The sequence below is a fragment of the Allobosea sp. 05T433 genome (genome assembly GCF_056396065.1).
The window spans coordinates 23,493-48,435 of the sequence record NZ_JBFTKS010000001.1; the positions used below are offsets into that span (position 1 = coordinate 23,493).

Genomic DNA, 24,943 nt, shown 5'->3' on the forward strand with positions numbered 1-24,943 from the left:
GGTATCGCGCGTGCGGCGTCTCAGCGACATTCCTCAGGCGACGTGACGTCCCCTGTCGGGCGAGAAGGCGGATACCGGCTCCGGCCGGCCGAAGAGATAGCCCTGTGCCCGGTGCGCGCCGAGCAACTGCACTGCGATACGCTGCTGTTCGGTTTCGATGCCTTCGACGACGACATTCATCGAAAGGCGTCGAGCGAGCTGGCAGACGGCCTCGATGATGGCTTTCGACGCCTCATTGGCGTGCACGTCGCGGCTGAAGCTCTGGTCGATCTTCACCTGGGCGAAGGGGTAGGTCGAGAGATAGGCAAGCGAGGAATAGCCGGTGCCGAAATCGTCGAGTGCGAATTTCACACCGAGCGCGCGCAGTTCGTGAATGGCGGCGAGCGTGCCCTTGTTATCCTCGATCAGCAGGGATTCGGTCACCTCGAGCGTCAGCCGATGGGAGCCGAGCCCGGACGCGATGAGCGCTTCCTTGACGGTCTCGACGATCCGGCGGGGTTCACGGAACTGCAGCGGCGAGATGTTGACGGAGACGCCGACGTCGTTAGGCCAGGAGGCCGCGTCATGGCAGGCCTGCCTGATGGCCCAGTCGCCCATGGCGGCGATCAGGCCGGAACTCTCCGCGATCGGGATGAAGATGCCAGGCGGGATCATTCCGCGGGTGGGGTGCCGCCAGCGCATCAGCGCCTCGCGGTTCACGACATCCTGCGTCTTCAGATCGATGATGGCCTGATAGTACAGTTCGAGCGACTTGTTCTCGCAAGCCCGGCGCAGATCCACCTCTATCTCGTGCCGATCGAGCATCTCCTCGGCCATCGCCGGATTGAAGAAGGTCAGGGTGTTGCGGCCGGCGGCCTTGGCCTTATAGAGCGCGGTGTCAGCGTGGCGCAGCAGATCGGCCGGCGTCGCGGCATCGAGCGGCGCCATCGCGATACCGACGCTGGCGGTCACGTAGACGGTCTTGGTCTCAAGCAGGAAGGCCTTGGCCATCGCATCGATCATGCGTTGGGCGATCGTGGTGACGATGGCGAGATTGGCCGAGGGCAAGATCAGAACGAACTCGTCACCGCCGAAGCGGGCCAGCAGGTCGCCACCGCGAATGACACCGCGCAGGCGCATAGCCGTTTCGGAGAGGACGCGATCGCCGATATCGTGGCCAAGGCTGTCATTGACCTGCTTGAAACCGTCGAGATCGACATAGAGCAGCGCGAAGGCTTCTCCGGTCCGCTCCAGCTTGCGGAAGGACTCGGACAGCTGGTTGTTGAATTCGAAGCGGTTTGCGAGACCGGTCAACTCGTCGAAGCGAGCCATCCGCTCGATCCGTGCTTCCGTCGCCTTCCTCTCGGTCGCATCCTCGGTCAGCATCAGCACACCGCCTTCGGCCGCAGGCGCGATGGTGACCACCAGCAGCCGGCCGCCACGGGTCTGCAATTCGCGGGTGACCGCCTGTTGCGACTGCTGAACCTCGCTGAGCGCGCTTCTGATGTCGCGAACCTGGTCGGTGCTGATGACCTGGCGCTCGATCAGGAAACGGGCGATCGCCGTCAAGGGCGTGCCGGGGAGGGCGAGCGTCTCGGGGATGCCGAAGAGCGTGCGATGCGGTGCGTTGCAGATCGCGAGCTTGAGGCTGCGATCGTACATGGCGAGGCCATGGATCATCGTGTTGAGCGCGGCGTCGAGCGTCAGGTTCTGGGAATGCAGCGCAGATGCCAACCCTCTTGACTGCTTGGTCGCTTCGCTGAGCGCGAGGAGATTCCGGTGCAGGGAATTGGTGATGGCGATGTTGGCGGCCACGTACAGGAACGCGAAATAGCCGATATAGTGATAGTAATCGTTGGAGGCCTGGACGAGGCCGATGGCCATCGGCACGCAGAAGGTCAGGAGCTGTACGGCGACGAATTTCGGCCGGCCGGCGTTGCGCGAGACATAGCCCGAGGCCAGCGCGATGGTCGAGGCGACCGAAGTGATATGGGCGGCGGGGTCCTCGGTCTGCGTCAGTGCGATGTAGCAGCTGTAGCCAAGGACTGCGCTGAAAACCGTTGCGCCGAGGAAGTATTCGCGATCCCAGCGCCGTGTCTCGGCAAAGCTGTCATCCGAATGATCGCGCCTGCGATAGCTGATGACGGTCATGATCCGGAGCGCGACGACCAGAGTCACCAGCGCCGTCAGGGTCATGAAAATGCTGGCGCCCGTCGCGAGCCAGCACAGATAGGGGGTCAGGATACCAGCGATGCCGCCCGGAATGATCGAGCCGGGCGAGGAGAACAGCGAGCTGACCAGCAAACGATAGTCCGGCAGGTCGAAATCCTCGCGGACGTCGCCCGGTCTGTCGCTGAGAAGCCCTTTGAAAACACCCGCCATCCAGTCCCGCCTTGCAAGGCTTCAGGCGCGCGACACGAGCTTTTCACGAGCCCGAGTTCGCGCCGGATAAACCCTTTAAGCGGAACAGGTAAATGTTTCGTGAGGGGGGCTGCAACCGCCTTGCGTCTCCGCGAAGGCGCCTTTGCAGGATCAGAGGGCCGCTGCGCTGGACAGGACCGGGCTCGCCGGCCGCTGGTAGACGCGGGTCAGCATACGGTCCTGCGTCTGCGCGATGCGCTGCAGCTTCGAGATGGCGCTCGGGTTGAGGCGCAGCATGCAATCCGTCCAGATATCGCCAAGATGCTCCAGTTCCTCGCGCAGGTCGCCGGCCCGACGATTGAACGCGGAGAACAGCGCGGTCTTGGCCGCGTGCACCGGCAGGGAGTCGCTGGCATATTTGCGGATCCAGTCTTCGCCGGTGCCGGTCGGCACGACCGCTTCCAGTGCACCGGCCGCCATGAATTCGGCGGCGCTCATCTCCTCGCCGGAGAGCAGCAGGCGCTCCGCTGCACGCGAGCCCATGCGGCGTGACAACACCGCCACTGCCGTGATCGGGAAGTGGTTGAACTTGATCTCGGGGTAGACGAACGAGGCCTGCTCCTCGGCGATCATGACATTGCAGGAGCGCGGCGCATCGATGCCGCCACCGATCGCCTTGGCGTGAATGGTCGAGAGCGTGATCACCAGGCCGTTGAGACCGCTGGCGTTCCAGACCGCGCCCTCGATCGAGAGGCGCGCATATTCCGCCAGGGCGGCGCGGTCATTCTTGGCGAGGCAGTCGAGATAGAAATCGAGATCGCCGCCGAGGGTGAAGAAGGGGCCGGTCCCGCGGAAGGCGAGGAAGCGCACCGGTGCGCCGTGATACTGATCCGGCGCTCCCCAGAGAGCATAGATCGCCTTCTGGATCTTGCCGAGGCTGTCAAGCAGCTGGAGCGTGAAGACCGGCTTCAGCTCCGGCTTGATCGTCACCCACAGCGTCTTGATCTCGGCCTCGTAGGCCAACTGCACCTCGGGCAGGAAACCCGCCTTGTGCCGCAACGCGTCGATGACCTCGCAACATTCCAGAGCGACGGCGGGCACCGAATGGGTCTGTGAAGCGAAGGCCTGGAACATGCCGCAAATCCCGTCAGGTCAGACAATTTGGAACGCCTCCGCAGGGTAGAAGAAGTTAATGAACTGTAAACGATAACCGGCAGAAATGGTTAATTTCATTAAACTTTGTCGTCTAAGTTGTACTGCTGGAGAGCCTGTCTCAATGCGATGTCGCTGGCCTTTGAGGCGGCGCGCCGAGCCGGCAAGGCAAGCCGTGTGCCGCTGGGGAAGAGCGCACGAAACGCGCGGCGCAGGCGAATGCCGGCCGAGCGCAAGAGACGGAAAATGCAGGCGGTTTCAGCGTGCAGCCGAGCGGCGGCCGCGGCGGCTGGAGGTCCTGAGGGCTAGCTGCAAACGCGAACCCCAAAGGGTCGGCGCCTCGCTGCGGCACAGTTTCGTCTCAGCTTGGCGAGCGAGGGACCGCTGATTGACGTGCCGCCGCTTTGGAAACTTGTCCAACGGGCGTTGCAGAGCTAACCATGCGCCGCGATTTCGCCGCGATCCCAGCGTTGAACCGCGTAAGCCGAGTTTGATCCCTTGAGTCGCCAACCAACCGCAGACGACGAAAAGAGGGCGCGCCTTGCCGCAGCCCTGCGCGAGAACCTGAAGCGCCGCAAGGCGCAGGCGCGCGCTCGTCGGGCGGATGAAGCGGAGCGGGAAGACGAAGCCTTGCCTGCCCAGGCCGAGACTCCCCGGTCCTGATCCCGCCCTCAATCGCGCCGCGCGGCCGATAGCCGCGACCTCCAGCAGGACATCCAGATGGACCGTATCCGCATTACCGGTGGCCAGCGCCTCAATGGCACGATCCCGATCTCGGGCGCGAAGAATGCCGCGTTGCCGCTGATGATCGCGAGCCTCCTCACGGATGAGACGCTGACTCTGGTCAATGTCCCGCGACTGTCGGACGTGACTGCGCTGTCGCGCATCCTCTCGAACCACGGCGTCGACCGTTCCATCGCTGGCAAGCGCATCGGTCAGTCGGCGGAGACGGGCCAGACCATCGCGCTGACCGCACGCCAGATCGTCGACACCTGCGCGCCGTATGAACTGGTCTCGACCATGCGCGCGAGCTTCTGGGTCATTGCTCCGATCCTGGCCCGGATGGGCGAAGCGAAGGTCTCCCTGCCCGGCGGCTGTGCGATCGGTACGCGGCCGGTCGACCTCCTGCTGATGGCGCTGGAACGGCTCGGCGCGGAAATCAGCATCGAGAATGGCTATGCGCTGGCGCGCGCGCCGAAGGGCTTGAAGGGCGCCGAGATCGTCTTCCCGAAGGTGACGGTCGGGGGCACCCATACGGCCCTGATGGCTGCGGTTCTCGCAGACGGCACGACAGTGATCGAGAACGCGGCGCGTGAGCCCGAGGTCACGGACCTCGCCGCGTGCCTTATCAAGATGGGCGCCAAGATCGAGGGCGCCGGCACCTCGCAGATCGTGGTCAAGGGGGTCTCGCGGCTCGGGGGCGCGCACCATGCTGTCCTGCCGGACCGGATCGAGACCGGCACCTATGCGATGGCTGTCGCGATGACCGGAGGCGACGTGCTGCTCGAAGGCGCGCGGGCCGATCTGCTGCAATCGGCGCTCGATATCCTGGTCAAGGCTGGCGTCGATATCAGCGAGACCAATGAAGGCATCCGCGTGCGCCGCAACGGCGGGGCACTGGAGGCCGTCGATGTGGACACCGACCCGTTCCCGGGCTTCCCGACCGATCTGCAGGCGCAGTTCATGGCGCTGATGACGCGGGCCAAGGGCACCTCGCGCATTCGCGAGACGATCTTCGAGAACCGCTTCATGCACGTCCAGGAACTCGTCCGCCTCGGCGCGAAGATCCGGCTGGATGGTGACGTCGCCTATGTCGAGGGTGTCGGCAAGCTCACCGGTGCGCCGGTCATGGCAACCGATCTGCGTGCATCGGTCTCGCTCGTCATTGGTGGCCTCGCGGCCGAGGGCGACACGATGATCAACCGGGTCTACCATCTCGATCGCGGTTTCGAGGCGCTGGAAGCCAAGCTGACGCGCTGTGGCGCAGAGGTCGAGCGGATCAGCGGTTGACGCCGAACCGTCCGCTCGCCAGAACAGGTCGATGTCGGACGATACCGCAGACCCACTGAAGCTGATCGCGCTCGACGCGGAGGATCTCGCGATCATCTCCGCACATTTGCAGGATGCTGTCCTGCGCGTCGGCGATGTCGCCTATCTGCCAGCGCAGAAGCGCTTCGCGCTGGCCGCGCGACGCTTCGACTGGGAAGGCGTGCCGCATGGCCAGAAGCGCAGGCGCCTTGCCGCCCTGCATTTCGAACGAGTCGTTCACGCCAAGAGCACGAAGGTTGACCCGACGGCGACAGGAGCCGTTCTCAATCTCCTCGCCATCACCTTCACCGAGTCCGAGGCGCCGGCGGGAGAGGTCACGCTGCATTTCTCGGATGGTGCCGCTATCCGCCTGGGCGTCGAGTGCATCGAGGCCCAGATGAAGGACCTGGGCCCGGTCTGGGAGGCAGTCGCCAAGCCCGATCACCCGAATGGCGCCTGACCTCTTCTTTCAGCTTCAGGATTTGCGATGCCGATCAGGCTCGATCAACGAGACGCAGGCTTCGAGCAGGCCTTTGCCGCGCTGCTGACGACCAAGCGCGAGGTGTCCGAGGACGTCGACCGCGTTGCCGCCGACATCATTGCCGATGTTCGCGCCAAGGGGGATGAGGCCGTCATCGCCTGCACCTCCCGTTTCGATAAGCTCGATCTGACCCCTTCGACCCTTCGGGTCAGTGAAGCCGAGATCGATGCGGCCGTCGCGGCCTGCTCCGCCGATCTGCTGGCCGCGCTGGAAACCGCGCGTGCCCGCATCGAGGCCTATCACCTGCGCCTGAAGCCACAGGATTCCTGGACACGCGATGCGCTCGGCGTCGAGAGCGGGTGGCGCTGGAGCGCGATCGAGACGGTCGGGCTCTACGTTCCCGGCGGTACCGCGAGCTATCCCTCGTCCGTGCTGATGAACGCGGTGCCGGCCAGGGTTGCCGGCGTCGAGCGCATCGTCATGGTGGCGCCGACCCCGCGCGGGGAGACGAACCCGCTGGTCCTGGCTGCGGCGCGGCTTGCCGGCGTCCACGAGGTCTACCGGATTGGCGGTGCCCAGGCGGTAGCGGCATTGGCCTATGGAACGCAGTCGATCGCGCCGGTGGCCAAGATCGTCGGACCGGGCAACGCCTATGTGGCAGCCGCCAAGCGCCGCGTCTTCGGACAGGTCGGTATCGACATGATCGCCGGCCCCTCCGAGGTTCTGGTGATTGCGGATTCAAGTGCAAATCCGGATTGGGTCGCGGCCGATCTGCTGGCGCAGGCGGAGCATGACGAATCCGCCCAGTCGATCCTGCTCACCAATGATGCAGCGCTCGCAGCCGAGGTCGAGAAGGCGGTGATCAGCCAGTTGGCAGTGCTCCCGCGCGCTGCGATCGCCGGCAAGAGCTGGCAGGATTTCGGCGCCATCCTGCTGGTCGAAGACCTGGAGCGCGCACTCCCGCTGGTCGACCGGCTGGCGCCCGAGCATCTCGAGATCGTCACCGCAGATCCCGACGGCCTGGCAAGGAAGGTTCGCAATGCCGGCGCGATCTTCCTGGGCGGACATACACCGGAGGCGATCGGCGACTATGTCGGCGGTCCCAACCATGTTCTGCCGACCGCCCGCTCCGCCCGTTTCTCCTCGGGGCTCGGTGTCGCCGATTTCATGAAGCGAACCTCGTTGCTGAAATGCGGCGTCGATGGGCTTCGCGCCTTGGCGCCGGCCGCGACGCAACTGGCCGAGGCCGAGGGCTTGCAGGCGCATGGCCGATCCGTGACGATCAGGCTCAATCTCTGAGTCCCGCGCGCCCTGTGTCCGGAGGCTGCATGTCGGAAAGCCAATGCCTGGTCGGTGTGACTTTTGACGAAGCCTCGCTGGGGCGTGGCAGTCCGGATCAGGAACACGAGCGCGCGGTTGCGGTCTATGACCTCGTTGAGCGCAACCATTTCGCGTTGCCTGGGCATGATGGCGGCCCCTATCTCGCCCATCTCGCGCTGGTCGAGCGACGCCTCGTATTCGAGATCAAGGGGGCCGACGGAGCGCCGGTCGTCACGCATCATCTCTCGCTGACGCCGCTGCGGCGTATCATCAAGGACTATGGGCTGGTCTGCGAGAGCTATTACGCCGCCATCCGGGCGTCGACGCCTGCGCAGATCGAGGCGATCGACATGGGCCGGCGCGGGCTGCATGACGAGGCGGCCCACATGCTGGTCGAGCGCCTGGCGAGCAAGGTCGAGATCGACCACGACACGGCGCGTCGCCTGTTCACCTTGATCTATGCCTTGCATTGGAAGGGCTAGGCTCGGTGGAGGGAGCGCCGCCGCGCAAGATCCACAGCGTGCTCTTCATGTGCGCGTATAACGCGGTGCGTTCCCCGATGGCGGAAGCCATGGCGAAGCACTTCTTCGGCAAATCGATCTATGTCCAGTCGGCCGGAGCGAGGAAGGGCGACGTCGATAAGTTCGCGCTGGCCGTGCTCGACGAGATCGGCATCGACGCTCATCGCCACAGGCCAAAATCGATTGAGGATCTCGAGGAGTGGGAGGGGTTGAACTTCGACCTCATCATCTCCCTCTCACCGGAGGCGCATCACAAGGCCCTTGAGTTGACCAGAACGCTCGCCGCTGATGTCGAGTACTGGCCGACGCCGGATCCGACCATCGTCCAGGGCTCGCGTGAGCAGGTGCTCGACGCCTATCGCGACGTACGGGATGGCTTGATGCGGCGGATCAAGCAGCGCCTGCGGGCCTGACGTTACGCCTGGACACGCACGGCCCCACCTGCGCCACGCGTACTTTTAAGTGAAACTTTACGAGTGGTGAGCGACTTCGTCCGGCCCGATATGGCCTGCCGGATAGCGCGGAGAAACCGAGTTCCCATGACGTCCGGATTCCTGAACGAGATTCCGGCCGATCAGGGCCGGGGCGTGTTGTTGCGGGATGCGCTCATCATTGTCATTGCGCTCGTGGCGGTCAGCCTGGCGGCAGCGCTCAGCCTGCCCCGGGGCTCGGATGAAGCAGCGCCATCGCGCGCAATTGTCTTTTCGCCATGGACCTCTGAGCGGGACGCGCTAGCGATGACGATGGCGGCGGGGCATCGCGTCCTGCGCAGCGGGATCGCTCACTTCATCGTCATTACGGCGCCTTCCGTGGACCCGGGCGTCAAACAGGCGAAACCGAAGGGGGCCTTGCTGATGCTGGCGCTTTCGGGGCTGGCCGGGTGCCTTGACGCCCGTTCGTCGGCGGATGCTTCGTCATGATCTGGACCCTGACCGGAGTTCGCGTCGTCGTGGCCCGCTTCCTGCTCGGGCTCGCCTTCCTTCATGTTCCGCTATTGGCGCTGAGCGTCTGGTTCCACGGTGGCGAGGTGCTGCTTGCTGCCTCCTTCGCCTTCGTTCTCGCCGCTGGTGCCCTGCTGCTCTATGCCCGCTTCGGCGTGGCGATCGTCACGCGGCTGGTGATAGCGATAGTGCTGATCGGCCAGGTTTCGATGCTGGTCTACAGCTTCGCCGGCCATCCCTGGCAGCCTGACACGCACATGTATTATTTCGCGGTCCTCGCGCTGTTGGCGGGGTTTTGCGACTGGCGCCCGATCGTGATGGGGGCTGGCCTGACCGCACTTCACCATCTGGCGCTGCAGTACCTGCTTCCGTCAGCCGTGTTCTACCAGGGCGGCAATATCTGGCGCGTGCTCCTGCATGCCGTGATTGTGGTGATCGAGACCGCGTTCCTGGCGGCGCTTGCCATGATCCTTGGGCGGATGTTCGCCATGAACCGCGACAGCCTGCGTCATGCCAATGCGATCGCCGAGCGCGAACGCGCGGCCGGAGAGCGGGAGAGGCACCTCGCCGACGAGCTCGGCCGCCGCAGCGAGACTCTGCGCGAAACCGTTCTGAATTTCCGCCGGCAGATGGAGCAGGCCATGGCGGTTCTAGACCGTGCGGCCGAGGCCATGCAGGGCGAGTCGCGGGCCTTGACCGGCACCTCCGATCAGGCGCGTCACCAGATGGGGCATGTCTCGGAGGCTGCCGAGGCGACGACGCGCAGCATCGACCAGCTTGCGGTTGCCAGCGGGCAACTCGCAGCTTCGATCGGCGAGATCGGCCAGAATGTGTCGCACTCGGCCGACGGCTCCAAGAGCGCAGCCGAGCTTGCCCGGCGCGCCAGCGCGGAAATCGAGGATCTCGCCCGCAGCAGCGAGAATGTCGGTGCGGTCGTCGAGATCATCCGCGGCATCGCAGCGCAAACCAGCATGCTGGCTCTCAACGCCACCATCGAGGCGGCCCGGGCCGGTGAGATGGGACGAGGCTTCGCCGTCGTCGCGAGCGAGGTGAAGACGCTCTCGGCCCAGACCGCCCGTGCAACGGACGAGGTCTCCGGTCAGATCAGCGCGATGCAGGTCGCGTCGCAGCGCTCGTTGAAGGCGATCCGCGATATCGTGACGGCGATGTCCGAGGTCGAGCGTGTGGCGGAGGCGATCGCCGTCTCCGTCCACGAGCAGGACCGGGCGACCATGGAAATCGCCCGGCAGGTCCAGCTCTCCTTCGAGGGAGCAAGGCGCAGTGCCGGCGCGGTCGGCAATTTCGAGACGATGACCGTTCGCACCCATGATGCCGCTGCGCAGTTGCAGGACGCTGCCGATGCGCTGGCGAAGCAGGCGCACAGCATCCGTCAGGAGGTCGCGGCGTTCTGCGGCCGCGTCGCGGCGGCCTGATCGGGCGAGGCTCGGTTACCAGGCCTGGCCGGGTCCGATCTTGCCGATATCGAGCCACTGACCGAGTGTCGCGGCCACATCCGAAAAGCTCCGGCGCCCCCCGATCGCCCGTGCCGGCACCCCTGGCCCGAAGGCGAGGATCGGCACATGCTCGCGCGTGTGGTCCGTGCCCTTCCAGGTCGGGTCGTTGCCATGGTCGGCCGTGATGATGGCAAGATCGCCCGGGCCGAGCTTCGCCTCCAGCCGCGGCAGCATCGCATCGAAGGCTTCCAACGCGGCCGCATAGCCCGGCACGTCGCGGCGATGGCCGTACTCGGTATCGAAATCGACGAGGTTCACGAAGCAGAAGCCGCCATCCGGCAACCGGTCGAGCGCGGCGAGGGCGGCCTCGAACATGGCCGCATTGCCGAACGGCTTGATCTCTTCTCCGGTGGCGCGATGGGCAAAGATGTCGCCGATCTTGCCAATGGTGATGACGCTGCGGCCCAGCGTCGCGAGCCGGTCGAGGATCGTGTCGTTGGGCGGTGGAATGGCGAAGTCCTTCCGGTTCGCCGTCCGGGTGAAGCCGGTTGTCGCGGTGCCGACGAAGGGGCGCGCGATGACGCGCCCGATCCTGAGCGGATCGATCAGGACGCGTACCGTGCGGCAGAGCTCGTAGAGCCGCTCCAGCCCGAAATGCTCCTCATGTGCCGCAATCTGCAGCACGGAATCGACCGAGGTGTAGCAGATCGGCTTGCCCGTCCGGATATGCTCCTCGGCGAGTTCGTCGATGATGACGGTTCCCGAAGCGTGCTTGTTGCCGAGAATGCCCGGCAGCCTGCCGTCGCGAATGATCGCCGCGACCAGATCCTGCGGGAAGGAGTTTTCCAGCTCTGTGAAATAGCCCCATTTGAACGGAACGGGGCAGCCAGCGATCTCCCAATGACCGGAGGGAGTGTCCTTGCCCTGGCTGGTCTCGATGCCATAGCCGTACTGCCCCTGTGGCGCGATCGGCTTGCTGACGCCCGCGAGCGGGCTTCCGGTGGAAGCCTCGCAGGCATGGGCCAGGCCCAGCCGGGCGAGGTTCGGCACCTGCAATGCGCCGTGCCGCAGACCTTCGCGGTCGCCCTTGCCTGCCGCGCAGCTCTCCGCGATATGGCCCAGCGTGTCGGCGCCGGCATCGCCATAGAGATGCGCGTCCTCCGCGCCGCCGCAGCCGACGGAGTCGAGCACGATAAGGATGGCGCGGGTCATCTCAATCCTTCACCGCAGCGCTGCCGACGGGCTCGAGGTTGAGCGCGGCGGCGAGCAGGGCCTGGGTATAGGCCTCGCGCGGATGCGCAAAAATCTCCTCGGCTGGTCCTTCCTCGACGACCTTGCCGTTCTGCATCACCACAACCCGGTGCGACAACGCCCGCACCACTTTGAGGTCATGGCTGATGAAGAGATAGCCGAGCTTGCGGCGGCTCTGCAGTTCGCGCAGGAGCTCGACGATCTGCGCCTGCACCGACATGTCGAGCGCAGAGGTCGGCTCATCCAGCACCACGAATTTCGGGTCGAGGGCCATGGCGCGCGCAATCGCGATACGCTGGCGTTGTCCGCCTGAGAATTCATGCGGGTAGCGATCCATCGCTGCCGGGTCGAGGCCGACATCGCTGAGCGCCCTGGCGACGATCTCGCGGCGGGCTTCGTAGCTCAGCCCCTTGTCCTGGACGGTCAGCCCTTCTTCGACGATGCCGGCGACCGAGAGGCGCGGCGACAGCGAGCCATAGGGATCCTGGAAAACGACCTGGAGATCCTTGCGCTTCGGGCGGACGGCGGCGCTGGTCAACCCGTCGATGCGATCGCCGAGGAAGACGACAGGCCCCTCCGAGGAGATCAGCCGCAGGATGGCGAGGCCCAGCGTCGTCTTGCCTGAGCCGGACTCGCCGACGACGCCGAGCGTCTCGCCTTCCCGCACCTTGATCGAGATGCCATCGACGGCCTTCACATGGCCGGTGGTCCGGCGCAGGAAGCCGGATTTGATCGGAAACCAGATCTTCATCGGCCCGGCCTCGAGCAGCGTCGCGGCGCCTTCGGCGACCGGGGCGGGGCGACCCTTGGGCTCGGCTGCGAGCAGGCGCTGGGTATAGCTGTGCTGCGGCTTGTCGAAAATCTCGGCGACGGGCCCCTGCTCGACGATCCGGCCCTTGAGCATCACGCAGACCCGGTCGGCGATGCGCCGCACGATGCCCAGATCATGGGTGATGAACAGGATCGCCATGCCGAGGCGGTTCTGCAGATCCTTCAGCAAGGACAGGATCTGCGCCTGCACGGTGACGTCGAGCGCAGTGGTCGGCTCATCGGCAATCAGCAGGTCCGGCTCGTTGGCGAGCGCCATGGCGATCATCACGCGCTGGCGCTGACCGCCGGAAAGCTGATGAGGATAGGCGTCGAGCCGGCTCTCGGCATCGCGGATGCCGACCAGGGCCAGCAGCTCCAACGTGCGGGCGCGAGCCGCCGCGCCGCGCAAGCCCTTGTGCAGCTCGAGGATCTCGCCGATCTGCCGCGCAATGGTGTGCAGCGGGTTCAGCGAGGTCATCGGCTCCTGGAACACCATGGTGATGTCGTTGCCGCGCACCTTGCGCATCGCGTTCTCATCGGCCGCGATCAGGTCCTGTCCGTTGAACAGCACCTTGCCGGACGGGTGATGCGCGGCCGGATAGTTCAGCAGCTTCAGAATCGAGAGCGCGGAGACGGATTTGCCCGAGCCGGATTCACCGACGATCGCCAGAGTCTCGCCCTTGGAGACATGAAAGGAAATGCGGTCGACGGCGAGCGTCTCCCTGCCGCCCTGGCGGAAGGCGACGGAAAGATCCTCGACGGAAAGAAGGGGAGCGCTCACGCGAAGGTCTTCCTTGGATCGAAGGCGTCGCGCACCGCTTCGCCGATGAAGATCAGCAGCGACAGCATCAGGGCGATCACGAAAAAGCCGGACAGCCCGAGCCAGGGCGCCTGCAGATTGGCCTTGCCTTGCGCCAGCAGCTCACCGAGCGAGGGCGAGCCGGGCGGCAGGCCGAAACCGAGGAAGTCGAGCGAGGTGAGCGTCGTGATCGAGCCGTTCATGATGAAGGGCAGGAAGGTCAGCGTCGCGACCATGGCGTTCGGCAGCAGATGCTTGACCATGATCTTGGCGTTGGACAGGCCGAGCGCACGCGCCGCCCGGACATATTCGAAATTGCGGGCCCGCAGGAATTCGGCCCGGACCACGCCGACCAGCGCGACCCAGGAGAACAGCAGCAAGATGCCGAGCAGCACGAAGAAGCCGGGCGTGATCACGGCCGCTACGATGATCAGGAGATAGAGCGCGGGGATCGAGGTCCAGATCTCGATGAAGCGCTGGAAGATCAGGTCGGTCCAACCGCCGAAATAGCCCTGCACGGCGCCAGCCGCGATGCCGATCACCGAAGAGATCGTGGAAAGGATCAGGCCGAACAGGATCGAGATGCGGAACCCGTAGATCAGGCGCGCCACGACGTCGCGGCCCTGGTCGTCCGTGCCGAGCCAGTTCCATTCGAGCTCGCGGCAGGTCATGCCGCCGGTTCGCTCGGCGATCGGCCGGCACTGCTCGTCCTTCAGCATCCAGGTCGGTGGCGCAGGAGCGGGAACCGGCAGGTCGAGATTATGCGTGCGGTAGGAGTAGCGGATCGGCGGCCAGATGGCATAGCCATTGGCATCGATCTCCTTGGCGATGACCGGATCGCGATAGTCGGTGGTGGCGAGGAAGCCGCCGAATTTCTCCTCGGGATAGTTCACCACGATCGGGAACAGGAACTCGCCCTTGTAGCGCACGACGAGCGGTCGATCATTGGCGATGAACTCCGCGAAGAGCGAGAGCACGAACAGTGCCAGGAAGATCCAGAGCGACCACCAGCCCCGCCGGTTCGCCTTGAAATTGTTGAGCCGGCGCCGGTTGATCGGCGAGAGTTTGAGCCAGCCCTGGCCCGCCTCGGGCGGTGCAAGCGCCGCACTGCGAGTGCTCGGCGGCAGGTCGATCAGCGTCTCGCTCACCTCAGGCCTCCCGCGTTTCGAAATCGATCCGGGGGTCGACCCATGTGTAGGTCAGGTCGGTGATGAGATGCACGACAAGGCCGATCAGCGAGAAGATGTAGAGATTGGCGAAGACGACCGGATAGTCGCGGTTGACGATGGCCTCGAAGGAGAGGAGCCCGAGGCCGTCGAGCGAGAAAATCGTCTCGATCAGCAGCGATCCGGCGAAGAGCGCATGCACGAATGCGCCGGGAAAGCCGGCGATCACGATCAGCATGGCGTTGCGGAAGACGTGGCCGTAGAGCACGCCGCGTTCGCTGAGCCCCTTCATCCGCGCCGTCAGGACATATTGCTTGCGGATCTCGTCGAGGAAGGAATTCTTGGTCAGCAGCGTCGAGGTCGCGAAGGCGCCCAGCGCCATCGCCGTGACCGGCAGGGCAATGTGCCAGAGATAGTCGGTGGCCTTGCCTATCAAGCTGAGTTCTTGCCAATTCTCGGAATGGAGCCCGCGCAGCGGAAAGATCTGCCAGAACGAGCCGCCGGCGAAGAGCACGATCAGGAGGATCGCGAACAGGAAGCCCGGAATGGCGTAGCCGACAATGACCACGGCGCTGGTCCAGGTGTCGAAGCGCGAACCGTCCTTCACCGCCTTGCGGATGCCAAGCGGGATCGAGATCGCATAGGAGAGCAGCGTCATCCACAGCCCGAGCGAGATCGAGACCGGCAGTTTCTCCTTGATCAGCTGCATTACCGGTGCGTCGCGGAAATAGGACCGGCCGAAATCGAAGCGGATATAGTCCCAGAGCATCTTGCCGAAGCGCTCATGTGCCGGCTTGTCGAAGCCGAATTGCTTCTCCAGCTCCTTGATGAAGGCCGGATCGAGCCCCTGCGCGCCACGATAGGATGAGCTTGCATCGCCGTGCTGTGCTCCGGCATCGCCGCCGGCACTGCCGCCGACACGGTCGGAGGCGTTGCCTCCCTGGCCCTGCAATTGTGCGATCACGCGCTCCACCGGCCCGCCCGGCGCGAACTGCACGAGGACGAAGGAGATCAGCAGGATGCCGAACAATGTCGGCACCATCAGCGCGAGGCGGCGGGCGATATAGGAGAGCATCCGTTCACCCKGCCTTTCGGGAAGGACCAAGCACACCGAGATGGGTGTCGGCAAAGAGCGAGGGGTATTTCAGGCCATAGCCCAGCGCCCGGTCGAACTCGATATGCCCGGCCCAGATCAGCGCGATCACAAGGGCCGTCGGCAGGGCCAGCGAAAGGCCCGCGATTGCCAGCAAGGCCGGACCGATCAGCGAGTGAGCGGCGTTATAGATCGTGGCGCCCAGCCTCGGATTGGCGAGATAGCCGAGCATGCCGAGATCCGGGGCCAGGATCAGTGCAGCAAAGAGCCACCACGATGCGCCGGTGCCGGCAAAGAGCCAGATGCACAGCACGCCGAGCACAAGTCCTTCGAGGCGCAGGAGAACCCTGGGAGTTCCGCTGACCTGGCCTCGGGCTTCCGCTGCCATCCTCACGCCTTCCCGATCCGCTTGGCTTTCTCGGCGTCGAACCACCAGATGGCGGGGGCGCCGGACGTGTATTTCGGCTTGGATGCCGGCCGGTCGAACATGTCCCAGTAAGCCAGCCATTCATTCGGGTTCCACCACATCGGCACCCAATAGCGGCCGGCGCGCAGCAGCCGGTCCAGCGCCTTGGCCGCCACTACGACGTCCTTGTAGCTATCGGCCTGGCCGATCCGATCGATCATCGCGTCGATGGCTGAATCGCTGATGCCGGCGACGTTGCGCGAGCCGCGCGTCTTCGCGGCTTCGGAACCATAGACGATGCGCAGGGAATCGCTGGGAATCGCGCTGCCCGTCAACGCACGACTGACCACGTCGAAATCGAATTCATCGAGTCTTCGCTGGTACTGCGCGGCATCGACGATGCGCGAGGTCGCGTTGATGCCCAGGCGCTTGAGATTGGCCTGGAACGGCTGGGTATGTGGCTGGAGCGAGGCCTGGAAATCGAGGAACTCGATCTCGAAGGGCTTGCCATCGGGCAGCTTCAGCACATTGCCGTCCCGCTTGCAGCCGGCTGCGCGGAACATATCGTCCGCCTTGCGCAGCAGGGCGCGGTCGCTTCCAGAGCCGTCGCTGACCGGCGGGAGATAGACCTCGCCGAAGACTTCGTCCGGCACCTTGCCACGGAAGGGTTCGAGCAGAGCGAGCTCTTCGGGCGAGGGTGTGCCCACAGCCTTGGAATCCGAGTTCTCGAAGAACGAGGTCATGCGGGCAAAGGAGCCGAACATGATGTTCTTGTTGGTCCACTCGAAATCGAAGCAGAGCCCGATCGCCTCGCGGATGCGCGGGTCCTTGAAGGCATCGCGGCGCAGGTTGAAATACCAGCCCTGCGAGCCGGTCGGCTCGGTATTGGGCAGGGATTCCTTCTTGACCTTGCCGTCCTTGATCGCCGGGAAGTCATAGCCGGTCGCCCAGATCCGGGAGGTGAATTCCTCCTGGAAGGTAACGATGCCGCTCTTGAAGGCCTCGAAGGCGACCTGCCGGTCGCGGAAATACTCCCAGCGCGTGCGGTCGAAATTATTGACGCCGACATTCACCGGCAGGTCCTTGCCCCAGTAGTCGGGAACCCGCTCGAATTCGATGAAGCGGCCTTGTTCGAACCGCCCCACCTTGTAGGGGCCGGACCCAAGCGGTGGTTCCAGCGTCGAGGCGTCGAAGTTCCGCGTCGACCAGAATTTCGCGGAGAAGACCGGCAGGCCTGCGACGACGAGGTGCAGGTCGCGACCGCGCTTCGGCGAAAGCGTGACGATGACGATGTCGTCGCCTTCCGCCACCGACGAGACCAGCTCGTTCAGGATCAGGCGGTAGGATGGGTGTCCCTTGCTCTTCAGGATATTCATGGAGAAGGCGACATCGGAAGCGGTCACCCGGCTTCCGTCATGGAAACGCGCCTCGGGCCTGAGCCGAAAACGGTAGGTCAGCCTGTCCCCGGAGATTGCGACGCTCTTCGCCAGCAAGCCGTAGAGCGCGCCTGGCTCGTCGCCGGAGCCGGACATCAGGCTGTCGAAGCACGCATCCATGCCAGCGGCGCCATCGCCCTGCAGCACGAAGGTGTTCAGCGTGTTGAAGGTGTCGAAGTTCTGGTTGCCGCCGGCCCGCTTGATCTGCAGCGTGATCGTGCCGCCCTTCGGGGCCTTCGGGTTCACATAGGCGAAATGCGGAAAATCCGCGGGGAGCGCCAGTTCGCCGAAAGTCGAGAGGCCATGAACCTCCCCGGTCTCGGCCAGGGCCCGGCCGGGCAGGCCCGCACTTGCCAGCGCTGCTCCACCGGCTTCGAGCAGCCTGCGGCGTGTGATGCGCATCGCCATGGTGCCTCGTCCTCCTGCAACTGATTCGCTGGCCGATTATGTCGACCCGTGAGGTCGATACCAGCGCGGAGAGGAGATTCCTCGCCATGGTGAGGGCAAGAGCATGGCGGGAGCAAGCAAAAGCCGGGCTCAAGGGCCCGGCTTGCAATCATTCAGGCGCGCCGAATCGACGCAAGACTCATTTCGGAAGCGGCTTCGGCGCATCCGCGAGCGTGTTGAGATAGGCGATCACGTCGGCACGGGTATCGGGCTTGGTCAGGCCGGCGAAAGCCATCGTCGTTCCTGGCATATAGGCCTTCGGACCCTTCAGGAAGCCGTCGAGCTGCTCGGCTTCCCACTTCTCGGAGGAATGGCCTTTCATCGCGGCCGAATAGCCGAAGCCGTCGATCGACCCCTTGCTGCGACCATAGACGTCAAAGAGATGCGGGCCGACCTTGTTGGCGCCGCCCTTCTCGAAGGTGTGGCAGGCCTTGCAGGCGCCGACAGCCTTTTCGCCACGGGCCGGATCGGCCTTGGCGAGACGTTCCACGATCGGCGCGTCCGCAACTGGAGCCGCAGCGGTTGCACCGCCGGCGGCAGCTGGCTCCGGACTCGGCAGATCGAAGCCGGGCACGGCCGGCTTGTGCGGCGCGAAGACAATGCCGGCGGCCATGTTCAGGGCCATCACCACGAGCAGCGTGGACAGTCCCGCGCCGGCAATCTTGTTCAGCTCGATATTCATCGCATCGAAACCCTTGGGCCTCGCCACAGGACAGGCAAGGCATAGCAGCGCTCCGGCCGGAGCCTGGGAGCGCCGACACACGGCCGTTGCTTAACCGCTTTGCGCGCTTCATTGCAACTCGTATAAGCACGCACCTCTTTGAGACCTTTTGACGCCTCCCGTCGCAGCCTCGCGACCTTCCCCCCAGAGCTGTTGCCGATGTCGGACCCGCTGATCCTGATTCCCGCCCGCATGCAGGCGACCCGCCTGCCCGACAAGCCTCTGGCAGACATCCTGGGCGAACCGATGATCGTGCATGTCTGGCGCCGAGCGATGGAATCGGGCGTCGGTGCCGTGGTCGTCGCCACTGACGAGCCGCGCATCGTCGCGGCCATCGAGAAGGCCGGGGGGAGAGCGGTGATGACCAGCATCCACCACCAGACCGGCTCGGATCGAATCAAGGAAGCGGCGGATATCGTCGACCCGCAGGGGCGCCACGACATCATCGTCAACGTCCAGGGAGATTTTCCCACGCTTGAGCCGAGCGCGATCGCTGCCGCGGTGAAGCCGCTTGCGGACGCGGCCGTCGACATCGCGACCCTGGCCGGGGTCATTACCGACGAGGACGAGAAGACCGCACCGAGCGTCGTCAAGCTGATCGGCAGCGAGATCAGTCCTGGCCGGATGCGCGCACTCTACTTTACCCGTGCCACCGCGCCGAGCGGCGAGGGGCCGCTCTATCACCATGTCGGCCTCTATGCGTATCGCCGCCGTGCGCTCGATCGCTTCGTCAGCCTGCCGCAATCGCCGCTCGAACTCCGCGAGAAGCTCGAGCAACTGCGTGCACTGGAAGACGGCATGCGCATCGACGTGATGGTCATCGATCACGTCCCGCGCGGCGTCGACACGCCTCCTGACCTGGATCGCGCCCGCGCGCTCCTGAAATCCCGCCTCGGAGCCTGAATCATGTCTGTCGTCGTGTCCTACCAGGGCGAGCCCGGAGCCTTCTCCTCTCAGGCCGCCCTGCAGGTCTTTCCGGATTGCGAATTGCTGCCTTGCGCAACCTTCGAGGATGCCCTGTCCGCGGTCAGCGACGGAACGGCCCGCTATGGCATGATCCCGATCGACAATTCGATCGCCGGTCGCGTTGCCGATATCCACCATCTTCTGCCGCGTTCCGGCCTGCACATCATCGGCGAGCATTTCCTGCCGATCCGCTTTCACCTGATGGCGGTGCAGGGAGCGACGCTCGCCACCCTGAAGACCGTGCAGAGCCATATCCATGCGCTCGGCCAGTGCCGCAAGATCATCAAGAAGCTTGGCCTCAAGGCCGAGGTCGCTGCCGACACCGCCGGCTCGGCCCGGCAGGTCGCGGAAGCCGGCGACGTCACCCGCGCAGCGATCGCGCCGCATATCGCCGCCGAAGTCTACGGGCTGAACATCCTGATGGAGGACATCGAGGACGAGAAGCACAACACCACGCGCTTCGTCGTGCTTTCGAAATACCCGGAATTCGCCCGCCAGGGCACGAAGAAGACCGTGACGACGCTGATGTTCCGCGTGCGCAACATCCCGGCGGCGCTGTACAAGGCGCTGGGCGGTTTTGCCACCAACGGCATCAATATGACCAAGCTCGAGAGCTACATGGTCGACGGCCATTTCTCAGCGACGATGTTCTACTGCGATGTCGAAGGGCATCCTGATGACGCGGACCTGAAGCGGGCCCTGACGGAGCTCGAGTATTTCTCCAAGGAGATGAAGATTCTCGGCGTCTACCCGGCGCACGCGTTCCGCGCGAGCCTCGCCGAGCCGGGAGAATAGGCCGATCGCAGCCGACCGGAAACCGCGTCGGCTGCAGACGCCCTCACGTGCTAGGGCGTGACGCCGTCCTCGGCCCACGCCTTCAGGATCGTGTTCGCGATCGCCATATGGGGCGGGCAGGACAGCCCGTCCGGATGCCTCCCCTCCAGCATCTGCAGCGCCTCCTCCCGCGAGAACCAGCGCCCTGCTTCGAGTTCGTTCCCGTCCAGCGTGATGTCGTCGTTCAGCGCTTCGCTGATGCAGCCGATCATCAGGGAAGACGGGAAGGGCCAGGGCTGCGAGGCGACATAGCGCACGGCGCCGGTGCGCAGCCCTGCTTCCTCGAGGGTTTCGCGGCGTACCGCATCCTCAAAGGTCTCGCCGGGCTCGAGAAAGCCGGCAATGCAGGAATACATGCCCGGCGCGAACCGGGCCTGACGGGCCAGGAAGCACTGATCGCCGCGCACCGCGAGCATGATCACGACCGGATCGGTGCGCGGGAAGTGCAGCGTGCCGCATTGCGAGCATTCGCGCCGCCAGCCGCCGCTCACCGTCGGCGAGAGCCCGCCGCAGCGGGCGCAGAAGCGATGCCGCGCATGCCAGTCGAGCAGGGCCTTGGCCTCGCCCAGCGGCCCGACCTCTTCGGCTGGGACGAGCCGCTTCAGGGCGATCGAGCGCAGGTCGCTGACCAGGAGGTCGTCACGCTCGCGCAGCGTCTCGGCGAGCTCCCGGTCGACCAGTCGGCCAAAGCAGGCGGTCCCTTGCGGGTCGAGTCCGAGGAAGACTTCCTCATGCGCCTTGCCGATAGCGTCGGCCTCGCTCTCGGCGAACCAGATCGTCAACGTCTCGGCGTCGATCCGCTTCAGGATCGGCGTCTCGCCGGAGACGATCGCGTGGCGCGTACCGGGCGAAGCCCGAAAGCCCTCGACCGCGTCGGGACGGTCACGCAGGTCGCCGCGGCGGTCGAGCGGGTTCGTGGCAAAGCCGGTCAGGGCCGAGCGTTCGCGTCGAAAGGAGACATCGTTCATGCGCACACCCGTCTGGCAGGCGGCTTAAGAACAGCCGCCGTATAGGCGGATGTGCTAGCGGCAAAGTGCCGCCTGCGCCAGAGGTGGAAGGCGCGAGGCGGGTCTGCTCCCGGCGGGTTGGTCGTGCCTTAAAGCATCGGCCCGAAAAGTGGATTGCGGTTTTCGGGAAAGCCGATGCAAGATCGGCGATCTAGCGCTCGCCGCGTCCGCGCAGCAGATGGATGATCGCAGAGAAATCGGAGCCGCCTTCACCCCAGGCATTGTGCAGGCCGAAAAGCTGGGCTGCGGCTGCGCCGAGAGGCGTCGCAGCACCGGCTGCCTGGGCGGCCTCCTGCGCGAGCTTCAGGTCCTTCAGCATCAGCGCGGAAGCGAAGCCCGGCTTGTAGTCGTTATTGGCCGGCGATGTCGGCACCGGGCCGGGAACGGGGCAGTAGGTGGTCAGCGACCAGCACTGGCCGGATGAGGTCGATGCGACGTCGAACAGGGCCTGATGCGACAAGCCGAGCTTCTCGGCCAGAACGAAGGCCTCGGAGACGCCGATCATCGAGATGCCCAGGATCATGTTGTTGCAGATCTTCGCCGCCTGGCCGTTGCCGGAGGGTCCGCAATGGACGACGCGCCGGCCCATGGCGGAGAGGATCGGGTCTCCCTTCTCGAAAGCCTCCTTCGAACCGCCGACCATGAAGGTCAGCGTCGCGCCCCTTGCGCCGCCGACACCGCCGGAAACCGGCGCATCGAGCGAGAGGCAGCCGCGTTCGGTGGCCAGCGCATGCGCCTTGCGGGCACTTTCGACATCGATCGTCGAGGAATCGATGATCAGCGTGCCAGCCTTCACCACGGGCAGGATGTCGGCCCAGACCGCGAGCACATGCTTGCCCGCCGGCAGCATGGTGACGACGACCTCGGCATTGGCGACCGCCTCCCTGGCCGAGCCCGCGATATGCACGCCGAGTTCGGCCGCAGCGTCCTGCGAGGCCTGCACCAGGTCGAAGGCGCTGACCTGATGTCCGGCCTTGACGAGATTGGCGGCCATCGGGCCGCCCATATTGCCGAGCCCGATGAAGGCGATGCTGGTCATGGTCTAACCTCGTCGTTTGAGAAACTTTTCCATGGGGCAGGGATATCCCGGCTCTGAGGCTAGTTCCCCTTTGCCCGCCCTACCAGCGAGCGCGCCACGATCATGCGCATGACCTCGTTCGTGCCTTCCAGGATCTGATGCACGCGCAGGTCCCGCACGATCTTCTCGATGCCGTAATCGGCGAGATAGCCGTAGCCGCCATGAATCTGCAGCGCCTCGTTCGCGACCGCGAAGCCGGTATCGGTGGCAACCCGCTTGGCCATGGCGCAGAGCTTGGTCGCGTCGGGTGCCTTCTGGTCGAGTGCCGAGGCTGCCCGCCACAGGAACGTCCGCGCCGCCTCGAGTTCGGTCGCCATGTCGGCAAGCTTGAACCGCAGTGCCTGGAAATCGGCGATGCGTGCGCCAAAGGCCTTGCGCTCCTGGGCGTAGGCCAGCGCCTTGTCGAGCGCGTCTTGTGCTCCACCGAGCGAGCAGGCTCCGATATTGAGCCGGCCGCCATCGAGCCCTGCCATCGCGATCTTGAAGCCGATACCCTCGGACCCGAGGCGGTTCGCCACGGGGACGCGGCAATTCTCGAAGATCACGGCGCGCGTCGGCTGCGCATTCCAGCCCATCTTCTTCTCGTTGGCCCCGAAGGACAGGCCGGGCGTGCCGTTCTCGACGACGAGCGTCGAGATGCCTGAGGGGCCGGCCTCGCCGGTGCGCACCATCACGACATAGATGTCGGAGACGCCGGCGCCGGAGATGAACTGCTTCTGGCCGTCGAGCACGTAATCATCGCCGTCGCGGACCGCCCTGGTCTTCAGCGCGGCGGCGTCCGATCCTGCACCGGGCTCCGTCAGGCAGTAACTCGCCAGATGCTCCATCGAACAGAGCTTTGGCAGCCAGGCATGGCGTTGATCCTCCGAGCCGTAGCGGTCGATCATCCAGGCGCACATGTTGTGGATCGAGATATAGGCTGCGATCGTCGGGCAGCCGGTCGCCAGCGCTTCGAAGATCAGCGTCGCGTCGAGCCGTGACAGTCCGGAGCCGCCGACATCCTCGCCAATATAGATGCCGCCCATGCCGAGCGCGGCGGCCTGGCGCATCTCCTCGACCGGGAAGTGCTTCTCCTCATCCCAGCGCAGGGCATGAGGGGCGAGGGTCTCTGAAGCGAAACCCTGCGCCATGTCGCGGATCGCGATCTGGTCTTCGGTGAGGGAGAACATGTCGCGATCCTTGTCGTCCGGGGTCTCAGCCCATCGTCGGGATGACGAAGCTTGCTCCATCCTTGACGCCGGACGGCCAACGCGAGGTCACCGTCTTGGTCTTGGTGTAGAAGCGGATCGAGTCCGGGCCGTGCTGGTTGAGATCGCCGAAGGACGAACGCTTCCAGCCACCGAAGGTGTAATAGGCCAGCGGCACCGGGATCGGCACGTTGACGCCGACCATGCCGACCTGGACGCGGGAAGCGAAGTCGCGCGCCGCATCGCCGTCGCGGGTGTAGATAGCGACGCCGTTGCCGTATTCGTGGTCGTTGGCGAGCTTGAGGCCTTCCTCATAGTCCTTGGCGCGCACGACCGAGAGCACGGGGCCGAAGATCTCTTCCTTGTAGATGCGCATGTCGGGCGTCACATGGTCGAACAGGCAGCCACCCATGTAGAAGCCGTTCTCGTAGCCCTGCATCTTGAAGCCGCGTCCATCGACGACGAGCTTGGCGCCCTCGTTGATGCCGGTCTCGACATAGCCCTTGATCTTGTCGAGCGCCTGCCTGGTGACGACCGGGCCGTAATCGGCGGAAGAGTCGGTGGAGGGGCCGATCTTCAGGCTCTCGACGCGAGGGATGAGGCGCTTCACCAGTTCATCGGCGGTGGCCTTGCCGACCGGAACCGCCACCGAGATCGCCATGCAGCGCTCGCCGGCCGAGCCGTAGCCGGCGCCGATCAGCGCGTCGACGGCCTGGTCCATGTCGGCATCCGGCATGATGATCATGTGGTTCTTGGCGCCGCCGAAGCACTGCACGCGCTTCCCGTTGGCGCAGCCACGGGCATAGATGTACTCAGCGATCGGGGTCGAGCCGACGAAGCCGACGGCCTTGATGTCGTGATCGTCGAGGATGGCGTCGACCGCTTCCTTGTCGCCATTGACGACATTGAGGATGCCGGGAGGACCGCCGGCTTCGATGAACAGCTCGGCCAGACGCATCGGCACGCCGGGATCGCGCTCGGACGGCTTCAGGATGAAGGCATTGCCGCAGGCGATGGCGGGGCCGAGCTTCCAGAGCGGGATCATTGCGGGGAAATTGAAGGGCGTGATGCCGGCGCAGACGCCGAGCGGCTGGCGCATCGAATAGATGTCGATGCCCGGGCCGGCGCCGTCGGTGAATTCACCCTTCATCAGGTTCGGGATGCCGAGCGAGAACTCGACGACCTCGACGCCGCGCTGAATGTCGCCTTTGGCGTCGGCGATGGTCTTGCCGTGCTCGCGGGCGAGCAGCTCGGCCAGCTCGTCATTGTTCTGCGCGATGAGGTCGAGGAACTTCATCAGCACTCGGGCGCGGCGCTGCGGGTTGACCGCCGCCCATTTCGGCTGCGCCGCCAGTGCGTTTTCGACAGCGGCGCGCATCTCGGCGGGAGAGGCGAGCGCGACCTTGCCGATCACGGTTCCGTCCATCGGCTGGTAGATGTCGGCCGTGCGGCCCGAGGTTCCGGCGACGTGCTTGCCACCAATGAAATGACCGACCTGACGCATC

22 protein-coding genes are annotated in these 24,943 nt (G+C 65.1%); 9 read left to right on the forward strand and 13 right to left on the reverse strand.

Annotated features, from left to right (window positions below; genetic code table 11):
• Positions 1 to 33: 33 nt before the first annotated feature.
• Complete coding sequence (locus AC1DGP_RS00110) at positions 34 to 2,361, reverse strand: putative bifunctional diguanylate cyclase/phosphodiesterase (protein ID WP_476831574.1); 2,328 nt, start codon at positions 2,359 to 2,361, stop codon at positions 34 to 36.
• 150 nt (positions 2,362 to 2,511) lie between these two features.
• Positions 2,512 to 3,474, reverse strand: coding sequence for an enoyl-CoA hydratase-related protein (locus AC1DGP_RS00115; protein WP_069877662.1), 963 nt, complete (start codon positions 3,472 to 3,474; stop codon positions 2,512 to 2,514).
• A 738-nt stretch (positions 3,475 to 4,212) separates the two neighbouring features.
• Here AC1DGP_RS00115 and murA point away from each other — a divergent pair.
• The 7 genes from murA to AC1DGP_RS00150 all read left to right on the forward strand — a co-directional run bounded on the left by murA (position 4,213) and on the right by AC1DGP_RS00150 (position 10,216).
• Positions 4,213 to 5,502, forward strand: coding sequence for a UDP-N-acetylglucosamine 1-carboxyvinyltransferase (gene murA, locus AC1DGP_RS00120; protein ID WP_441490136.1), 1,290 nt, complete (start codon positions 4,213 to 4,215; stop codon positions 5,500 to 5,502).
• Between the two features lie 31 nt (positions 5,503 to 5,533).
• Positions 5,534 to 5,980 (forward strand): DUF2948 family protein, encoded by a 447-nt coding sequence (locus AC1DGP_RS00125; protein WP_069877660.1) that lies wholly within the window; start codon positions 5,534 to 5,536, stop codon positions 5,978 to 5,980.
• A 27-nt stretch (positions 5,981 to 6,007) separates the two neighbouring features.
• Positions 6,008 to 7,300 carry a histidinol dehydrogenase gene (gene hisD, locus AC1DGP_RS00130; protein WP_441506028.1) on the forward strand — a complete coding sequence of 431 codons (1,293 nt, stop codon included), beginning with the start codon at positions 6,008 to 6,010 and terminating at the stop codon, positions 7,298 to 7,300.
• 29 nt (positions 7,301 to 7,329) lie between these two features.
• Positions 7,330 to 7,803: a UPF0262 family protein gene (locus AC1DGP_RS00135; RefSeq protein ID WP_441506029.1), complete on the forward strand. Its 474-nt coding sequence runs from the start codon at positions 7,330 to 7,332 to the stop codon at positions 7,801 to 7,803.
• A gap of 47 nt (positions 7,804 to 7,850) precedes the next feature.
• Entirely contained in the window at positions 7,851 to 8,255 is a 405-nt protein-coding gene (locus tag AC1DGP_RS00140) for an arsenate reductase/protein-tyrosine-phosphatase family protein (protein ID WP_441490133.1), read from the forward strand.
• 66 nt (positions 8,256 to 8,321) lie between these two features.
• Entirely contained in the window at positions 8,322 to 8,762 is a 441-nt protein-coding gene (locus tag AC1DGP_RS00145; RefSeq protein ID WP_441506030.1) for a hypothetical protein, read from the forward strand.
• Positions 8,759 to 10,216, forward strand: coding sequence for a methyl-accepting chemotaxis protein (locus AC1DGP_RS00150; protein WP_476831575.1), 1,458 nt, complete (start codon positions 8,759 to 8,761; stop codon positions 10,214 to 10,216). The genes AC1DGP_RS00145 and AC1DGP_RS00150 overlap by 4 nt, the downstream gene beginning before the upstream one ends.
• Before the next feature lie 15 nt (positions 10,217 to 10,231).
• On the opposite strand, the gene AC1DGP_RS00155 is transcribed toward AC1DGP_RS00150, so the two are convergent.
• From AC1DGP_RS00155 to AC1DGP_RS00185, 7 genes are all read right to left on the reverse strand, one after another.
• The gene (locus AC1DGP_RS00155; RefSeq protein WP_441506032.1) at positions 10,232 to 11,449 is read right to left on the reverse strand and encodes a phosphopentomutase; all 1,218 of its coding nucleotides are present in this window, start codon (positions 11,447 to 11,449) and stop codon (positions 10,232 to 10,234) included.
• Between the two features lies 1 nt (position 11,450).
• A complete protein-coding gene (locus tag AC1DGP_RS00160; protein WP_441506033.1) occupies positions 11,451 to 13,079 on the reverse strand; it encodes an ABC transporter ATP-binding protein in 1,629 nt (542 codons plus the stop codon).
• Complete coding sequence (locus AC1DGP_RS00165) at positions 13,076 to 14,245, reverse strand: ABC transporter permease (RefSeq protein ID WP_113515093.1); 1,170 nt, start codon at positions 14,243 to 14,245, stop codon at positions 13,076 to 13,078. Before AC1DGP_RS00165 ends, AC1DGP_RS00160 begins: the two co-directional genes overlap by 4 nt.
• A gap of 1 nt (position 14,246) precedes the next feature.
• Entirely contained in the window at positions 14,247 to 15,338 is a 1,092-nt protein-coding gene (locus AC1DGP_RS00170) for a microcin C ABC transporter permease YejB (protein ID WP_441506034.1), read from the reverse strand.
• A gap of 4 nt (positions 15,339 to 15,342) precedes the next feature.
• Positions 15,343 to 15,744, reverse strand: coding sequence for a DUF4260 domain-containing protein (locus tag AC1DGP_RS00175; RefSeq protein WP_441506035.1), 402 nt, complete (start codon positions 15,742 to 15,744; stop codon positions 15,343 to 15,345).
• A gap of 2 nt (positions 15,745 to 15,746) precedes the next feature.
• Positions 15,747 to 17,606, reverse strand: a complete 1,860-nt coding sequence (locus AC1DGP_RS00180) for an extracellular solute-binding protein (RefSeq protein ID WP_441506036.1) — start codon at positions 17,604 to 17,606, stop codon at positions 15,747 to 15,749.
• Positions 17,607 to 17,784: 178 nt separating this feature from the next.
• Positions 17,785 to 18,327 carry a c-type cytochrome gene (locus AC1DGP_RS00185; protein WP_441490124.1) on the reverse strand — a complete coding sequence of 181 codons (543 nt, stop codon included), beginning with the start codon at positions 18,325 to 18,327 and terminating at the stop codon, positions 17,785 to 17,787.
• Between the two features lie 198 nt (positions 18,328 to 18,525).
• Between AC1DGP_RS00185 and AC1DGP_RS00190 the strand changes: the two genes are divergently transcribed.
• Both AC1DGP_RS00190 and AC1DGP_RS00195 read left to right on the forward strand, forming a co-directional pair.
• The gene (locus AC1DGP_RS00190) at positions 18,526 to 19,269 is read left to right on the forward strand and encodes a 3-deoxy-manno-octulosonate cytidylyltransferase (protein WP_069877650.1); all 744 of its coding nucleotides are present in this window, start codon (positions 18,526 to 18,528) and stop codon (positions 19,267 to 19,269) included.
• A gap of 3 nt (positions 19,270 to 19,272) precedes the next feature.
• Positions 19,273 to 20,127: a prephenate dehydratase gene (locus AC1DGP_RS00195; protein ID WP_441506037.1), complete on the forward strand. Its 855-nt coding sequence runs from the start codon at positions 19,273 to 19,275 to the stop codon at positions 20,125 to 20,127.
• Positions 20,128 to 20,177: 50 nt separating this feature from the next.
• On the opposite strand, the gene nudC is transcribed toward AC1DGP_RS00195, so the two are convergent.
• The 4 genes from nudC to AC1DGP_RS00215 form a co-directional block, all read right to left on the reverse strand.
• Positions 20,178 to 21,134: an NAD(+) diphosphatase gene (nudC, locus tag AC1DGP_RS00200; protein WP_441506038.1), complete on the reverse strand. Its 957-nt coding sequence runs from the start codon at positions 21,132 to 21,134 to the stop codon at positions 20,178 to 20,180.
• A 190-nt stretch (positions 21,135 to 21,324) separates the two neighbouring features.
• Positions 21,325 to 22,212 (reverse strand): 3-hydroxyisobutyrate dehydrogenase, encoded by an 888-nt coding sequence (gene mmsB, locus AC1DGP_RS00205; RefSeq protein WP_441506039.1) that lies wholly within the window; start codon positions 22,210 to 22,212, stop codon positions 21,325 to 21,327.
• Positions 22,213 to 22,271: 59 nt separating this feature from the next.
• Positions 22,272 to 23,420: an isobutyryl-CoA dehydrogenase gene (locus AC1DGP_RS00210; RefSeq protein WP_441506040.1), complete on the reverse strand. Its 1,149-nt coding sequence runs from the start codon at positions 23,418 to 23,420 to the stop codon at positions 22,272 to 22,274.
• A gap of 25 nt (positions 23,421 to 23,445) precedes the next feature.
• Entirely contained in the window at positions 23,446 to 24,942 is a 1,497-nt protein-coding gene (locus AC1DGP_RS00215; protein ID WP_441479655.1) for a CoA-acylating methylmalonate-semialdehyde dehydrogenase, read from the reverse strand.
• Between the last annotated feature and the right edge of the window lies 1 nt (position 24,943).

Bases quoted from the DNA above. Each gene is read 5' to 3' on its own strand.
- AC1DGP_RS00170 (WP_441506034.1), bottom strand. From the start codon at position 15,338: ATGCTCTCCTATATCGCCCGCCGCCTCGCGCTGATGGTGCCGACATTG.
- mmsB (WP_441506039.1), bottom strand. From the start codon at position 22,212: ATGACCAGCATCGCCTTCATCGGGCTCGGCAATATGGGCGGCCCGATG.
- AC1DGP_RS00115 (WP_069877662.1), bottom strand. From the start codon at position 3,474: ATGTTCCAGGCCTTCGCTTCACAGACCCATTCGGTGCCCGCCGTCGCT.
- AC1DGP_RS00210 (WP_441506040.1), bottom strand. From the start codon at position 23,420: ATGTTCTCCCTCACCGAAGACCAGATCGCGATCCGCGACATGGCGCAG.
- nudC (WP_441506038.1), bottom strand. From the start codon at position 21,134: ATGAACGATGTCTCCTTTCGACGCGAACGCTCGGCCCTGACCGGCTTT.
- AC1DGP_RS00195 (WP_441506037.1), top strand. From the start codon at position 19,273: ATGTCTGTCGTCGTGTCCTACCAGGGCGAGCCCGGAGCCTTCTCCTCT.
- AC1DGP_RS00155 (WP_441506032.1), bottom strand. From the start codon at position 11,449: ATGACCCGCGCCATCCTTATCGTGCTCGACTCCGTCGGCTGCGGCGGC.
- AC1DGP_RS00185 (WP_441490124.1), bottom strand. From the start codon at position 18,327: ATGAATATCGAGCTGAACAAGATTGCCGGCGCGGGACTGTCCACGCTG.
- AC1DGP_RS00110 (WP_476831574.1), bottom strand. From the start codon at position 2,361: ATGGCGGGTGTTTTCAAAGGGCTTCTCAGCGACAGACCGGGCGACGTC.
- AC1DGP_RS00150 (WP_476831575.1), top strand. From the start codon at position 8,759: ATGATCTGGACCCTGACCGGAGTTCGCGTCGTCGTGGCCCGCTTCCTG.
- AC1DGP_RS00135 (WP_441506029.1), top strand. From the start codon at position 7,330: ATGTCGGAAAGCCAATGCCTGGTCGGTGTGACTTTTGACGAAGCCTCG.
- AC1DGP_RS00125 (WP_069877660.1), top strand. From the start codon at position 5,534: ATGTCGGACGATACCGCAGACCCACTGAAGCTGATCGCGCTCGACGCG.
- murA (WP_441490136.1), top strand. From the start codon at position 4,213: ATGGACCGTATCCGCATTACCGGTGGCCAGCGCCTCAATGGCACGATC.
- AC1DGP_RS00215 (WP_441479655.1), bottom strand. From the start codon at position 24,942: ATGCGTCAGGTCGGTCATTTCATTGGTGGCAAGCACGTCGCCGGAACC.
- AC1DGP_RS00190 (WP_069877650.1), top strand. From the start codon at position 18,526: ATGTCGGACCCGCTGATCCTGATTCCCGCCCGCATGCAGGCGACCCGC.
- AC1DGP_RS00180 (WP_441506036.1), bottom strand. From the start codon at position 17,606: ATGGCGATGCGCATCACACGCCGCAGGCTGCTCGAAGCCGGTGGAGCA.
- AC1DGP_RS00140 (WP_441490133.1), top strand. From the start codon at position 7,851: ATGTGCGCGTATAACGCGGTGCGTTCCCCGATGGCGGAAGCCATGGCG.
- hisD (WP_441506028.1), top strand. From the start codon at position 6,008: ATGCCGATCAGGCTCGATCAACGAGACGCAGGCTTCGAGCAGGCCTTT.